13 protein-coding genes are annotated in these 13,731 nt (G+C 70.4%); all 13 read left to right on the forward strand.

The annotated features are described in order from the left end of the window. The first annotated feature begins 536 nt into the window (after window positions 1-536). The 13 genes from AB0305_RS20520 to AB0305_RS20580 all read left to right on the forward strand — a co-directional run bounded on the left by AB0305_RS20520 (window position 537) and on the right by AB0305_RS20580 (window position 13,607). Window positions 537-2,180, forward strand: a complete 1,644-nt coding sequence (locus AB0305_RS20520) for a hypothetical protein (protein ID WP_366173869.1) — start codon at window positions 537-539, stop codon at window positions 2,178-2,180. A 6-nt stretch (window positions 2,181-2,186) separates the two neighbouring features. Next, the gene (locus AB0305_RS20525; protein ID WP_364137932.1) at window positions 2,187-3,179 is read left to right on the forward strand and encodes an HAD-IIA family hydrolase; all 993 of its coding nucleotides are present in this window, start codon (window positions 2,187-2,189) and stop codon (window positions 3,177-3,179) included. Between the two features lie 10 nt (window positions 3,180-3,189). Then, window positions 3,190-3,441, forward strand: a complete 252-nt coding sequence (locus AB0305_RS20530) for a hypothetical protein (protein WP_364137930.1) — start codon at window positions 3,190-3,192, stop codon at window positions 3,439-3,441. Continuing rightward, window positions 3,438-4,244, forward strand: a complete 807-nt coding sequence (locus tag AB0305_RS20535) for a TlyA family RNA methyltransferase (protein WP_364137928.1) — start codon at window positions 3,438-3,440, stop codon at window positions 4,242-4,244. Before AB0305_RS20530 ends, AB0305_RS20535 begins: the two co-directional genes overlap by 4 nt. A gap of 44 nt (window positions 4,245-4,288) precedes the next feature. Next, entirely contained in the window at window positions 4,289-5,287 is a 999-nt protein-coding gene (locus AB0305_RS20540; RefSeq protein ID WP_290258243.1) for an NAD kinase, read from the forward strand. Between the two features lie 3 nt (window positions 5,288-5,290). Continuing rightward, window positions 5,291-7,030 carry a DNA repair protein RecN gene (recN, locus tag AB0305_RS20545; protein WP_364137926.1) on the forward strand — a complete coding sequence of 580 codons (1,740 nt, stop codon included), beginning with the start codon at window positions 5,291-5,293 and terminating at the stop codon, window positions 7,028-7,030. Window positions 7,031-7,093: 63 nt separating this feature from the next. Continuing rightward, window positions 7,094-8,848 carry a CTP synthase gene (locus AB0305_RS20550; RefSeq protein WP_364137924.1) on the forward strand — a complete coding sequence of 585 codons (1,755 nt, stop codon included), beginning with the start codon at window positions 7,094-7,096 and terminating at the stop codon, window positions 8,846-8,848. A 26-nt stretch (window positions 8,849-8,874) separates the two neighbouring features. Beyond that, on the forward strand, window positions 8,875-9,540 hold the full coding sequence (locus tag AB0305_RS20555) for an NUDIX hydrolase (protein ID WP_364137922.1): 666 nt from the start codon (window positions 8,875-8,877) through the stop codon (window positions 9,538-9,540). A gap of 80 nt (window positions 9,541-9,620) precedes the next feature. Beyond that, entirely contained in the window at window positions 9,621-10,601 is a 981-nt protein-coding gene (gene xerD / locus AB0305_RS20560; protein WP_364137968.1) for a site-specific tyrosine recombinase XerD, read from the forward strand. A 126-nt stretch (window positions 10,602-10,727) separates the two neighbouring features. Continuing rightward, window positions 10,728-11,231 (forward strand): sigma-70 family RNA polymerase sigma factor, encoded by a 504-nt coding sequence (locus AB0305_RS20565; RefSeq protein WP_290258238.1) that lies wholly within the window; start codon window positions 10,728-10,730, stop codon window positions 11,229-11,231. Between the two features lie 2 nt (window positions 11,232-11,233). Next, window positions 11,234-12,013, forward strand: a complete 780-nt coding sequence (locus AB0305_RS20570) for a hypothetical protein (protein ID WP_364137920.1) — start codon at window positions 11,234-11,236, stop codon at window positions 12,011-12,013. A 33-nt stretch (window positions 12,014-12,046) separates the two neighbouring features. Further along, on the forward strand, window positions 12,047-12,568 hold the full coding sequence (locus AB0305_RS20575; protein WP_364137918.1) for an 8-oxo-dGTP diphosphatase: 522 nt from the start codon (window positions 12,047-12,049) through the stop codon (window positions 12,566-12,568). A gap of 127 nt (window positions 12,569-12,695) precedes the next feature. Further along, entirely contained in the window at window positions 12,696-13,607 is a 912-nt protein-coding gene (locus AB0305_RS20580; protein ID WP_364137916.1) for a hypothetical protein, read from the forward strand. Window positions 13,608-13,731: the final 124 nt, after the last annotated feature.

Consider the following 13,731-nt stretch of genomic DNA (forward strand, 5'->3'; position numbering starts at 1 on the left):
GCTAAGACCCACAGCGCCGATGGTACTGCACCCGGGAGGGTGTGGGAGAGTAGGTCACCGCCGGAACATCATTCAGGTCGAGAGCCTCCAACCACACGGTTGGAGGCTCTCCCACTTAAACCACCCATACAGGGCTCAGACAGGGCGCCGGCTACTCCCACACCCGCACATAATCCACCCGCATCGCCCCGGCCTCACCGAGAATCCTCGCACCGCGCCACCCGGCCGCGCGCCGTCGTGGTTGCTCACGCCGTCGCCCGGGAGGGTCCAGACATTCTGCTCTCTCCGGGCCGGTATCCGCCGTTTCCGCGAGGGGAAGTGCTGCGGGGGTCGACCGGCCGGGATCGCCCTGTGAGGCGTGCCACCGCGGGGCCCACGGGGCGCCGGCAGTTAGCCGGGCGAGTGCTCCTCGCCTAGAATTGAATGAGATGTACGGACTTCGAAGCGCTTGATTTCGGGTTGCGTAGGAACGAAACACGAAAAACAGAGCGGCTGCGATTGCGCCAGTGGTCGGCTCACAACAGGAGGAATCCAGCATGGCTGATCACAACGACGGTAACCGCGGCCGCGACGACAGCGGCAATTTTGGCGGGGGCCGTAACGCCGGCGGCGGCGGATTCCGACGGGCCAACAACTCCGGCGGCGACCCCCGCGGCTTCCGCGGCCGGGACGATCGTGACCGCAAGCCGTACGGTGACCGTCCGGCCCGAGACGGTGAACGTCCGGCCCGTGACGGTGAGCGCCGCAACTTCGACGATGACCGCGATCGGAAGCCGTTCGGCGATCGTGACCGCAAGCCCTTCTCGGCTGGGAACGATCGGAAGCCGTTCGGTGATCGTCCGGCCCGTGATGGTGAGCGTCGCAGTTTCGGTGGTGACCGGGATCGGAAGCCGTTCGGTGATCGTCCGGCCCGTGATGGTGAGCGTCGCAGTTTCGGTGGTGACCGGGATCGGAAGCCGTTTGGTGATCGTCCGGCCCGTGATGGTGAGCGTCGCAGCTTTGGTGGTGACCGGGATCGGAAGCCGTTCTCCGGCGGAGACAACCGCAAGCCCTTCGGCGACCGTGAGGACCGCCCGGCCCGCGGCTTCGACCGCGGCGACTCCGGCCCGCGCCAGTTCGGCCGCGACCGCGCGGAGGACCGTCCGGTCCGCCAGCCCAACGCCGCCGACCTGCGCAGCGCCAACCGCCCCGACCGGGACCGTTCGCCCGAAATCGACGAGGACGTCACGGGCAAGGAACTGGACCGCGGCACGCAGCACCAGATCAAGACCCTCGAGGACAACAGCGCCACCTGGGTGGCCCGCCACCTGGTCATGGCCGGGCGCCTGATCGACGACGAGCCGGAGCTGGCCTTCCAGCACGCCCTCGCCGCCAGCCGCCGCGGCGGCCGCCTCGCCGCCGTCCGCGAAGCAGTGGGCCTTACCGCCTACTCCGCCGGACACTACGGCGAAGCCCTGCGCGAATTCCGCACCTACCGCCGGATCAGCGGCTCCAACACCCATCTGCCCGTCATGGCCGACTGCGAACGCGGCCTGGGCCGTCCGGACCGTGCCCTCGACATGGCCCGCTCGGAGGAAGCCAAGGACCTGGACGCCCCCGGCAAGGTGGAACTCGCCATCGTGGCCGCCGGCGCCCGCACCGACCTCGGCCAGCTGGATGCCGCCGTCTCCGAGCTGGAGATCCCGCAGCTGGACATCAACCGCGCCTTCTCCTACAGCCCCCGCCTGTTCCGCGCCTACGCGGACGCGCTGACGGCCGTGGGCCGCGAAACCGAGGCCGCCAAGTGGCAGCGCCAGGCCGTGGTGGCCGAGAACGCCCTCGGCCTCGGCGTCGACGAGGAACCGGACATCATCGACCTCGGCTGGGACGAGGAAGAGGAGGCCCGCGAGGAGCAGCGCCGCCGTCGCCTCCTGAAGGAGCAGGCCGACCGCCAGGCAGGAATCACCTCTGACGAGGCCCCGCGGGCCGCCAGCGCCGCCGCGGTCGCCGGCCTGCCGGAGAACGCCGAAGGCCGGGCCGACGACGTCGACGCAGGTTCCGACGACGAGGAGACCGGCTTTTTCGAGTCCGACGACGCCGAATCCGACGAGGATTCGGTGGAAGCCGACGAGCTGGCCGGCCACGAAGACAACACCGGCCACGAGGACCACGCCGGCAACCGGGACCACACGGAGGACTAGGCCCCGATGGACCACGACTGGCTGATCTCGCGCTTCGACGCGCTCCTTTCGGACCTCGACGGGGTCGTCTACGCGGGACCGCACGCCATCCCCGGTGCCGTCGAGGCGCTGGGACGGCTGGCGGGGATCGGCGTCGGGCTGGGCTACGTGACGAACAACGCGTCGCGCAGCCCCGCCGAGGTCGCCGCCCACCTGCGTGAACTGGGCGCGCCCGCCGAGGATGAGCAGGTAGTCAGTTCCTCGCAGGCCGCCGGTGAACTGCTGGCCGCCAAGCTGCCCCCGGGCTCCCGCGTCCTCATCACCGGCGGCCCCGCCCTCGCCCGCGAGATCGAACTCGCGGGCCTGGTACCGGTCCGCAGCCAGGCCGACGAGCCCGTGGCCGTCGTGCAGGGCTTCCACCCGGACCTGGGCTGGAAGGACCTGGCCGAGGCGGCCTATGTCGTCGCCGCCGGCGCCCTCTGGGTGGCCACCAACACGGACTTGTCGATCCCGCAGGCCCGCGGCATCGCCCCCGGCAACGGCACCCTCGTGGCCGCCGTCGCCTCCGCCACCGGCAGCACGCCGCTGGTCGCGGGCAAACCCGAGGCGCCGCTCTTCCACACCGCCGCCAAGCGGCTCGCCGCGGACCGGCCCCTGGTGGTCGGCGACCGCCTCGACACGGACATCCTCGGCGGCAACAACGCCGGATTCGCCACCGTCGCGGTCCTGACCGGCGTCGACACCCGCGAGAGCATCCTCGCCGCACGGGCAGCCGAACGCCCCGGCTACCTGATCGAGGACCTCAACGGACTCTTCCAGCCCTACCCGGACATCGAGCACGACGGCGGGGCAGGGTTCCGCTGCGGCGCCGCCACCGCCGTCGTGGACGGCACTGTCCTGCGCATCACGGGGGACCCCGCGGACCTCGATGCCTGGCGCGCCGGCTGCGCCGCGTGGTGGGCGGCCACCCCGGAGGCCGCCACCGCCCAGGCGCCGGAGCTGCACTGGACCGGTCACTAGACTGGAAGGCATGATCGAATCGCCCCGCCCCGCCGAGCCCGCACCTGCGGGCGCACCCGGCGTCGGTGACATCCAGCCGGACTGGCCCGAGCGCACGGCGGACGCACCGCTGGCCGCCGACCCCGCCGTCGAGGCGCTGCTCGAACCTCTGGACACGCTCGCGCACCTGCCGGTAGCCGACCACGGCGACGTCTACGCGGCCCTGCACGACGCGCTGGCCGACGCCCTGAATGAGGACGTGACGGGGGAGGCCCGCACGTGACCCGGCTGGATCAGGCGCTGGTCAGCCGCGGACTCGCCCGCTCCCGCACCCACGCGGCCCGGCTGATCGCCGACGGCAAGGTCAGTTCGGCGGGCACCGTCCTGGCCAAGGCCTCGCAGCAGGTGGATGACGCGACCGGCCTGGACGTCGCCGCCACCCCGGGGGATGACTACGTCAGCCGCGCCGCGCACAAGCTCGCCGGCGCCCTCGACGCCTTCCCCGCCGTCGCCGTCGAGGGGAAGCGCTGCCTCGACGCCGGCGCCTCCACGGGGGGCTTCACCGAGGTGCTGCTGCGCCGGGGTGCGGCGCACGTGGTGGCGGTGGACGTCGGCCACGACCAGTTGGTCCCGCAGATTCGCAAGGACCCGCGGGTCTCCGTGCACGAGGGCCTGAACGTCCGGTACATGACCCCGGAGACCATCGGAGGGCCGGCCGCGCTCACCGTCGCGGACCTGTCCTTCATCTCCCTGACCCTGGTGGTGGCGCCGCTGGCCGCCTGCACCGAACCCGGCGGGGATCTGGTCCTGATGGTCAAACCACAATTTGAGATCGGCAAGGACCGACTGGGCCGTACCGGCGTCGTCACCTCCGAACGGGAACGGCGCCTCGCCGTCGAAAAGGTGGCCGCCGCGGCCCTGGACGCTGGACTGGAACTGGCCGGGCTGGCTCAGAGCCCCCTGCCGGGGCAGGACGGAAACGTCGAGTACTTCCTGTGGATAAAACGCGCGATCCGGGCGGACCTGCCTAAGATCGAGGAGCGGGACGCGGCCCTGGCCGCGCTCCTTGGAACCATCTGGACCTAACCAGCAGCCCATGCAGCAATCGAAGCAGTAGAAGGCGGAACCTGATGAGCAGGCGTGTCCTCATCCTTGCCCACACCGGCCGCGAGGACTCCCTCAAGGCCGCCTGGGACGCGTGCGCCATGCTGCACGCCGCAGGCATTGTGCCCGTGATGCAGAAGTCCGAACTCGGCGACATGGTACGTTTCTACGGCCGGCTGGACCAGCCCGTGGAGGTCCTGCACGACCACGTGAAGCTGCACGACGTCGAACTCGTCATGGTGCTCGGCGGTGACGGGACCATCCTGCGCGCCGCGGAACTGGTGCGCGAGGTGGACGTGCCGATGCTGGGCGTGAACCTCGGGCACGTGGGCTTCCTGGCCGAGAGTGAGCGCGCAGACCTCGCCCAGACCGTGGACTGGATCGCCAGCCGCCAGTACACGGTGGAGGAGCGGATGACGATCGACGTCCAGGTGTGGGTCCGGGGCCAGAAGATCTGGCACACCTGGGCGCTGAACGAGGCGGCGATCGAGAAGGGCAACCGCGAACGGATGCTCGAGGTGGTCACGGAGGTGGACGAACGCCCCCTGACCTCCTTCGGCTGCGACGGCGTCGTCCTCGCCACCCCTACCGGCTCCACCGCCTACGCCTTCTCCGCCGGCGGCCCCGTGGTATGGCCCGAGGTGGAGGCACTGGTCATTGTCCCGATCAGCGCCCACGCCCTGTTCGCCAAGCCGCTGGTGGTCTCGCCCCGCTCCCGGCTGGCCGTCGAGATCCTCGGCCGGACGGACGCCCAGGGCGTGCTCTGGTGCGACGGACGGCGGTCCGTGGACCTGCCCCCGGGCGCCCGCGTGGAGGTCACCCGATCCGCCACCCCGGTCCGGCTGGCACGCACCCACCAGACCCCGTTCTCCGGCCGCCTGGTCAGGAAGTTCGAGCTTCCCATCCAGGGCTGGCGCGGCCCGGTGCCGCAACCGGACGCCATCCCCACCGGCCCGATGCCCGTGGTGCGCACGCCACGGCCCATGCCGCTGCCCGACCCCACCGATCCCTCGACTGCGAAGTGACCCATGCTTGAAGAACTGCGAATCCGCGACCTCGGTGTCATCACGGACGCCACCCTCCCGCTCGGCCCCGGCCTGAGCGTGGTGACCGGCGAGACCGGTGCCGGCAAGACCATGGTGGTCACCGCCGTCGGCCTGCTCCTCGGTGCCCGGTCCGACGCCGGAGCCGTGCGCAGCGGCGCCAAGAGCGCCTCCGCCGAGGCGGTCCTCAAACTCGACGCCGGCCACGCCGCCGTCGAACGCGCCCGTGAGGCCGGCGCCGAGGTCGAGGAGTTCGACGGCGGCGCCGAGCTGATCCTGGCCCGGAGCGTCGGTGCCGACGGGCGCAGCCGCGCCTACCTGGGCGGCCGGACCGCCCCCGTAGGGGTGCTCGCCGAGATCGGTGGCGCCCTGGTGGTGGTCCACGGACAATCCGACCAGATCCGGCTCAAGAGCGCCGTGGCGCAGCGGGAAGCGCTGGATAAGTTCGCGGGGGAGCCGCTCGCCAAGACGCTCGCCGCCTACCAGCAGCTCTACACCCACTGGAAGGGCAACCAGGCCGAGCTGGACGAGCTGCGCAACGCGGCGCGGGAACGGCTCCGCGAGGCCGAATCGCTGGAGGCCGCTCTGGCCGAGATAGACGCCGTGGAGCCGCAGCCCGGCGAGGACGAGGCCCTCAAGGCCGAGGCGGTCAAGCTCGCCAACGTCGAGGAGCTGCGGATCGCCGCGAGCACCGCGCACCAGGCCCTGATCAGCGAGGACTTCGGCGAGGAAGCCGACGCCACCACGCTGGTGGACGCCGCCAAACGCACCCTGGAACACGTTGCCGAGCACGACGCCGAGCTCGGCTCCGCGGCCGCCCGGCTGGCCGAGGTGGGCTTCCTGCTCAACGACATCGCCGGCGAGCTTGCCAGCTATCAGGCCGGCCTCGACACCGAGGGCCCCGAACGGCTCGCCGAGATCGAGGACCGCCGCGCCGCGCTGGCCGCACTGGTGCGCAAATACGCGCCGAGCATCGACGAAGTGCTGGTCTGGGCCGACCAGGCGCGGGAACGCTTCACCGAGCTGCAGGACGACTCGACCCGGATCGAAGCCCTCGAGGCCGACGTCGTCCGCTCCGAGGCCGAACTGACCAAGCAGGCCGCGGCCATCAGCAAGGCTCGCAAGAAGGCGGCCAAGGACCTCGCCGCCCGTGTCAGTGCCGAGCTGACCGCCCTGGCCATGGCCGACGCCACGCTGGTGATCAATATCGAAGCCGGGGACGGCCTCGGGCCCTACGGCGCCGACGAGATCGCGTTCCTCCTCCAGCCGCACTCGGGCGCCCCCGCCCGCCCGCTCGGCAAGGGCGCCTCGGGCGGTGAACTCTCCCGGGTGATGCTTGCGATCGAGGTGGTGCTCGCCGCCGTCGACCCGGTCCCCACCTTCGTCTTCGACGAGGTCGACGCCGGCGTGGGCGGCCGCGCCGCCGTCGAGATCGGCCGCCGGCTGGCCATGCTCGCCCGGCACGTCCAGGTCCTGGTGGTCACCCACCTGCCCCAGGTGGCGGCCTTCGCCAACCAGCACATCCGTGTCACCAAGACCTCCGTCCGGGGATCCGACGGCGCCACTGCCACCGGGTTCACCTCCAGCGACGTGCAGCTACTGGACGAGTCCGAGCGCGTCCGCGAACTCGCCCGCATGCTGGCCGGCCAGGAGGACTCCGAGTCGGCCCGCGCACACGCCCAGGAACTGCTCGACGACGCGAAACTCCTGCCGCAGCAGGCGTGACCCCGCGCGCCGCTGGGATGACCATCACAGCGGCGCGATTCGGACCCTCAGAAGACCGATTTGATGATAGGCTCAAATTCCGTGGTGCAGCGATCAAATTCCCGTGTAAATTCCCGGTTCCCGGGCTCGTCCAAGACGACCAAACACATCTTCGTCACCGGCGGTGTGGCGTCCTCGCTCGGAAAGGGTCTGACGGCTTCGAGCCTCGGCCACCTCCTGCGGGCGCGCGGCTTGTCTGTAACTATGCAAAAGCTCGATCCCTATCTGAATGTGGATCCGGGCACGATGAACCCCTTCCAGCACGGCGAAGTCTTCGTGACCGACGACGGCGCCGAGACCGACCTCGACGTCGGGCACTACGAGCGCTTCCTCGATGAGAACCTCGAGGGTTCCGCCAACGTCACGACGGGCCAGGTCTACTCCACCGTGATCGCCAAGGAACGCCGCGGCGAGTACCTCGGCGACACCGTCCAGGTCATCCCGCACATCACCGACGAGATCAAGCGCCGCATGCGGCTGCCCGCCGAGGGCAAGAACGCCCCGGACGTCATCATCACCGAGATCGGCGGCACGGTCGGCGACATCGAGTCCCAGCCGTTCCTCGAGTCCGCCCGCCAGGTCCGCCAGGACATCGGCCGGAACAACGTCTTCTTCCTGCACGTCTCCCTGGTCCCGTACATCGGACCGTCCCAGGAACTGAAGACCAAGCCGACGCAGCACTCCGTTGCCGCGCTCCGCTCCATCGGTATCCAGCCCGAGGCGATCGTGATCCGCTCGGACCGCGAGGTGCCCCAGGCGATGCGCGACAAGATCGGCCGGATGTGCGACGTCGACCTCGACGCCGTCATCGGCTGCCCGGACGCTCCGAGCATCTATGACATCCCCAAGACGCTGCACTCCCAGGGCCTGGACTCCTACATCGTCCGCGCGCTGGACCTGCCGTTCAAGGACGTCGACTGGACCAGCTGGGACACCCTGCTGGAGGCCGTCCACAACCCCAAGCACGAGGTTGAGATCGCCCTGGTCGGCAAGTACATCGACCTGCCGGACGCCTACCTGTCCGTGACCGAGGCGCTGCGCGCCGGCGGCTTCGCGAACAACACCAAGGTCAAGATCCGCTGGGTCCCCTCGGACGAGTGCGACACCGAGGCCGGCGCCAAGAAGGCCCTGGCCGGCGTGGACGCCATCTGCGTTCCCGGCGGCTTCGGCATCCGCGGCCTCGAAGGCAAGCTCGGCGCGCTGAAGTTCGCCCGCGAAACCAAGCTCCCGGTCCTGGGCCTGTGCCTGGGCCTGCAGTGCATGGTCATCGAGTACGCCCGCAACGTCGTCGGCCTCGAGGGCGCCTCCTCCTCCGAGTTCGAGCCGGACTCCAAGTACCCGGTCATCGCCACGATGGAAGAGCAGCTGGACATCGTTGACGGCAAGGGCGACCTGGGCGGCACCATGCGCCTGGGCCTGTACGAGGCCAAGCTGGACGAAGGCTCGGTCGTGGCCGAGACCTACGGCACCACCAAGGTCAGCGAACGCCACCGGCACCGCTACGAGGTCAACAACAAGTACCGCGACCAGATCGCGGCGCAGGGCCTGGTCTTCTCCGGTACCTCCCCGGACGGCAAGCTGGTGGAGTACGTGGAGCTTCCGCGCGAGGTGCACCCGTACTACGTCGCTACCCAGGCCCACCCGGAGCTCAGCTCCCGGCCGACCCGCCCGCACCCGCTGTTCGCGGGCCTGGTCCGGGCCGCCCTGGACCACCAGCACGGCGACCACCAGCAGGGTACCGCCAAGCCGGCGGCAAAGGCCGCGGCGCAGGCCAAGTAACACCAACTACATCAAAGGACGGCGCGATGCCCGGAATGTCTGAGACCCATGATGCTGCACGGCAGGTTTCAGATGAGCCGAGCCCGCGCCGTCTTTTGTCGTCCGAGAAGGTCTACGAGGGCCGGATCTGGGACGTGGTCAGCGACAGCTTCCAGCTGAATGACGACGGCGACGCCCTGACCCGGGACTACATCGACCACCCAGGCGCGGTGGCCGTGCTGCCGATGAACGACGACGGCGAGATCCTCCTGATCAAGCAGTACCGGCACCCGGTGGGCATGGCGCTGTGGGAGATCCCGGCCGGGCTGCTCGACGTCGAGGGCGAGGACTTCGTGGCGGGCGCCGCCCGGGAACTCGCCGAGGAAGCCGATTTGGTGGCCGCGGAATGGAACGTGCTGGCCGACTTCTTCAACTCGCCGGGCTCCTCCAGTGAGGCGATCCGGATCTACCTGGCCCGCGGGCTGAGTGACGTGCCCGGCCACGAACTGCACGTCCGCACCGACGAGGAGGCCGAGATCGAGCTGCACTGGCTGCCACTCGACGCGGCCGTCGCGGCGGTGCTGGAGGGGCGCCTGCACAACCCGTCCGCCGTCGTCGGCATCCTGGCCGCTGCCGCCGCCAAGGCCGACGGCTTCGACCGGCTCCGGCCCGCGGACGCGCCCTGGACGGCGCACCCAAGCCAGCGCGGATGACCGGCCTGCTGGCGGCGGAGCCTCCCGCGCAGACTGCCTTCACTGCCCACCCGGCGGCACCTGCAGCCGGGGGCGCCACCATGGACGCCCCCCGGGGGAGTGCAGCCCGGCCGCCCACCGCCGTCGACCGCGCCATCACCGACTACCTGCAGCACATGGGGGTCGAACGCGGACTGGCCGCCAACACCCTGTCCGCGTACCGGCGGGACCTGGCCCGCTACGCGCGGCACCTGGCCGCCGCGGGGCGCAACCGCCCCGAGGACATCACCCGGCGAGACGTCACCGCCTTTGTCCAGGCCCTCTCCGACGGCTCCGACGGCGGGACCGCGCTGGGCGTCCGGTCTGCCGCCCGCAGCGTCGTCGCGGTCCGGGGGCTGCACAAGTTCTGGGCCCTGGAGGGCCTCACCCCGACCGATCCCGCCAGCGACGTCCACCCGCCGATGCCCGGCAAACGGCTGCCCAAGGCCATCACGGTGGACGAGGTGACCCGCATCCTGGAGGCGGCGGGTACGGACACCGCCACCGGCCTGCGCGACCGGGCAATGCTGGAATTCCTCTACTCCACGGGTGCCCGCATCAGCGAGGCGGTCGGACTGGACGTGGACGACATCGCACTGGCCGGGAGCGCTCCCGACGAGGGCGGGGGGCCGGCGATCGTGCGCCTCTTTGGCAAGGGCTCCAAGGAACGGCTGGTGCCGCTGGGGTCCTACGGTTCCCGCGCGCTGGACGCCTACCTGGTGAGAGGGCGGCCGCTCCTGGCGGCCAAGGGCAAGGGCACGCCGGCGCTGTTCCTCAACGCGCGCGGCGGACGGATCAGCCGCCAGAGCGCCTGGACCATCCTGAAAACGGCTGCCGAGAGGGCCAACATCACCAAGGACGTTTCCCCGCACACGCTGCGGCACTCCTTCGCGACCCACCTGCTGGAGGGCGGCGCCGACGTCCGCGTGGTGCAGGAACTGCTGGGGCACGCCTCGGTCACCACCACGCAGGTCTACACCCTGGTCACGGCCGACACGCTGCGCGAGATCTATGCCGCCGCACACCCGCGCGCCCTGGGCTAGTCTGCCGGGCTTTTCCAGACGTTGCGGCACTGCGCCTGATTGTCGACACGCCCGTGTGTAAGGATCCGGGCGCCCCGGGACACTGATTGGGTAGAACCACGTCATCGATTGTTCGGGGGAAACATCATGTTGGCTGCGAAGGAGCAGGCATTCATTGAGCTGCATGACCAGCACGCCGCCCGTGTCTACGGCTACATCGCCCGCCGCATCAACGACGCCCACCGGGCCGAGGAGCTCGCCGCGGACGTCTTTCGCATCGCCTGGGAGAAACAGTTGCCTGAACCGCCCGGCATCGGCTGGCTCCTGGCAACCGCACGCAACGTCCTCGGCAACGAATACAAGGGCCGCCGACGTCGGCAGGAACTGTTCGAACGCCTCGCCGAGGAGGCGCGCACCGATGACGTCACCACCGCCGGCGACCAGCGCTCCGTCGTAGCAGCCGTGCTGATGAAACTCCGGGACAAGGACCGCGACATCCTCATGCTGACTTACTGGGAGGATCTCAGCGGCGCCGAACTGGCCGCAGCCCTCGGCTGTTCGGTCTCGGCCGCCGGCGTCCGGCTGCACAGGGCCCGGCGTGCCTTCGCGAATGCCGCACCCGCCCACCTGATGACAGAACGGAGAGACTAGCCATGGACCGCATCGAACAGCTCATGAAGGACATCAAGCCGTCGGTCACGGTCCCGGACCGCGGGGTCCTCCGCTCGGAGGTGACGTCCACGGACCCGAACGTGGTCACAATGCCGCGGGCCGCCTCCGCGCACCGCGAGGCCACCCGGCGACGCCGTACCAGGATTGCCGCCGTGGCAGTTGCCGGCCTCGCCGCCGCGGCGGTGGCAGGAGCCGTCGTCGTGGGCGGGAACTTCCCGACGGCGCCCGGACCCGCGCTGCCGGTGCCGGCCGGGCCGAACATCACGATCAGTGAGAGCGCCCCCGCCACGCCGTCGCCGTCGCCTGCTTCACCGACGCCGTCGCCGACGTCTCCGGTGCCGGCTACCCCCAGCCAGACCGCCCCGCCCAGCACCGGGGGAGTGGCCTGCACGCCGGCGAACATCGACCAGCTGCGAAACGACCGACAGCCCACAATCCTGCCGATCCCCGCCGCGGAGCAGCGGTACTACACCGTGCTCGGCTGCGCCGACGGTTGGCTCGCCTACGTGATCTCCGATGAAGGCGGGCAGGCACTCAAGCTCGACGGCGGGAACGCCTGGTTCCGGCTCGCCAAACTCCAGAATGGCCGCTTCCTCTGGGATGTCCGCCAACCCTCGGCCACGGTCTACAACTGGGAGTTCCAGGCGCTGAACAACCAGGGGCTGACGGCGCAGCAGGCCATGGACAAGGAGTTTGCCGAGAAGGGGATCCCGGTCACTCTGCGGCCGCAGTTGGTCGGTGAAGGCCCGGCCGGCAAATAGAGGCGCCCGGAGAGCAGCTACTAGGCTGAAACCATGACAGCCGCACCGGTGACCCTCTGCTTCGCCCTCCGGGACACGCCCGACGGGACGGAGGTGCTGCTGGGCCTGAAGCGGACCGGGTTCGGGCTGGGAAAAATTGTGGGCATCGGCGGCCACGTCGAACCCGGGGAGACCGACGCCCAGGCTGTCGTCCGCGAGGTTTTCGAGGAAACCGGGCTGATCGTTGCCGAACCCGACCTCAGCCACGCAGGCCTCGTGGAGTTCGTCTTCCCGGCCCGACCCGAGTGGAACATGTCCTGCCGGCTCTTCACCACCCGGCGCTGGGACGGCGAACCCGCCGAGAGCCGCGAGATCACCCCGGAATGGTTCAGCACCACGGACCTGCCCCTCGAACGCATGTGGCAGGACGCCGAACACTGGCTGCCGCCGGCGCTCTCCGGCGAGACGATCGACGTCGTCGTCGTCCTGAATGACGACAACGAAACGGTGGCCTCCGTCCGCTACCCCGATGAGCAAGGGAAGGGTACGCAGGGGGCCGCCGGGGCGCAGCGCTAACACGCTTCCCGCCGGGAAACGATGCCGCCCGGCGGGGCGAGACCGGCAGTCATTCGGCGGGCCGGTAGCCTAGGCGTGAAAATGCCGGATCCGCCGGCACCTGATCCGCGCACCCTGGAGGCCCGGCATGAGCGGCAACAACCTTCACCTCCCCGGCGACGACGACGGCGACTATCCCGACTCTGCAGACCGCGGGGACTCTCCGGGCGACGCCCGACGGCGCTGGCCCTTGGCCGCCGCCGTCGTCGTGATCGCCCTGGCGGCCGTGGGAGGCGGCGTAGCCGTCGCAGCGACCATGGGGTCCAAGGCGCCCGCGGCAGCCTCGTCACCGGCGCCCTCCGAAACCCCGACGACGCCCGCCCCCGCGCTGTCCACCAGTGCCGCGGCGGCCCCGTCCCAAACGGCAACACCCACCGCCACGGCCACGACCCCGGCCGCAGCAAACACCCAGCCGCCCACGGACGCCGCCGCCGAATGGCGGACGTTCACCAGCGCCGACCGCCGGATCAGCTTCGAGTACCCCGGAACCTGGACGGCGACGCAGGCCCCGCCCGCCAATACCGGATCGACGGACGTGGAGGTCGCCGACGAATCCGGCGTGATCGTGGCATCCCTGCACTCCGGACCGTCGGGCGGCGTCGGGGGAGCCTGCGAGGGGCCGGTGCCCTACACCGTCCTCGACTCGGTCAACGTCGACATTCCGTACCAGCCGACCAAGGGGTCAGTGAGCCCGAGATTCGCCTTCCGCGCCCTGCAGGAAGCCGACCACGTCACGGCGTCCTACGGGCTCACCAGCTCCCCGGCCGGCCAAAACGGCAGCACCTGCATGTTCTACAACATCGTCAGCGGGCCCTCCGACTCGCCGCTCTTCTCCTTCGCGGACGCCTACCAGGTGAACACCGGAGTCCAGCAGCAAATCCCCGGCCACAAGGGCCCCAAGTCGTTCCCCACGATGGCCGACGCGCGGGCCTACATGCAGAGCGCCGAGTACCTCAACGCCAAGCGCATGATCACCTCGCTGAAGGTCACCCAGGGCTAGCCCCGGCGCCCCACCCGAAACTCCGCCAAACACAGCGGCCCGGGCCCCCCCCCCGGGGTGGGGGGGGCGCGGGGGTTTGTTTTTCGCGGGTGTGGGGGGCGGGGGGGGGGGGGTTGGGCGCCGT

The sequence above is a fragment of the Arthrobacter sp. NPDC080086 genome, from assembly GCF_040702285.1.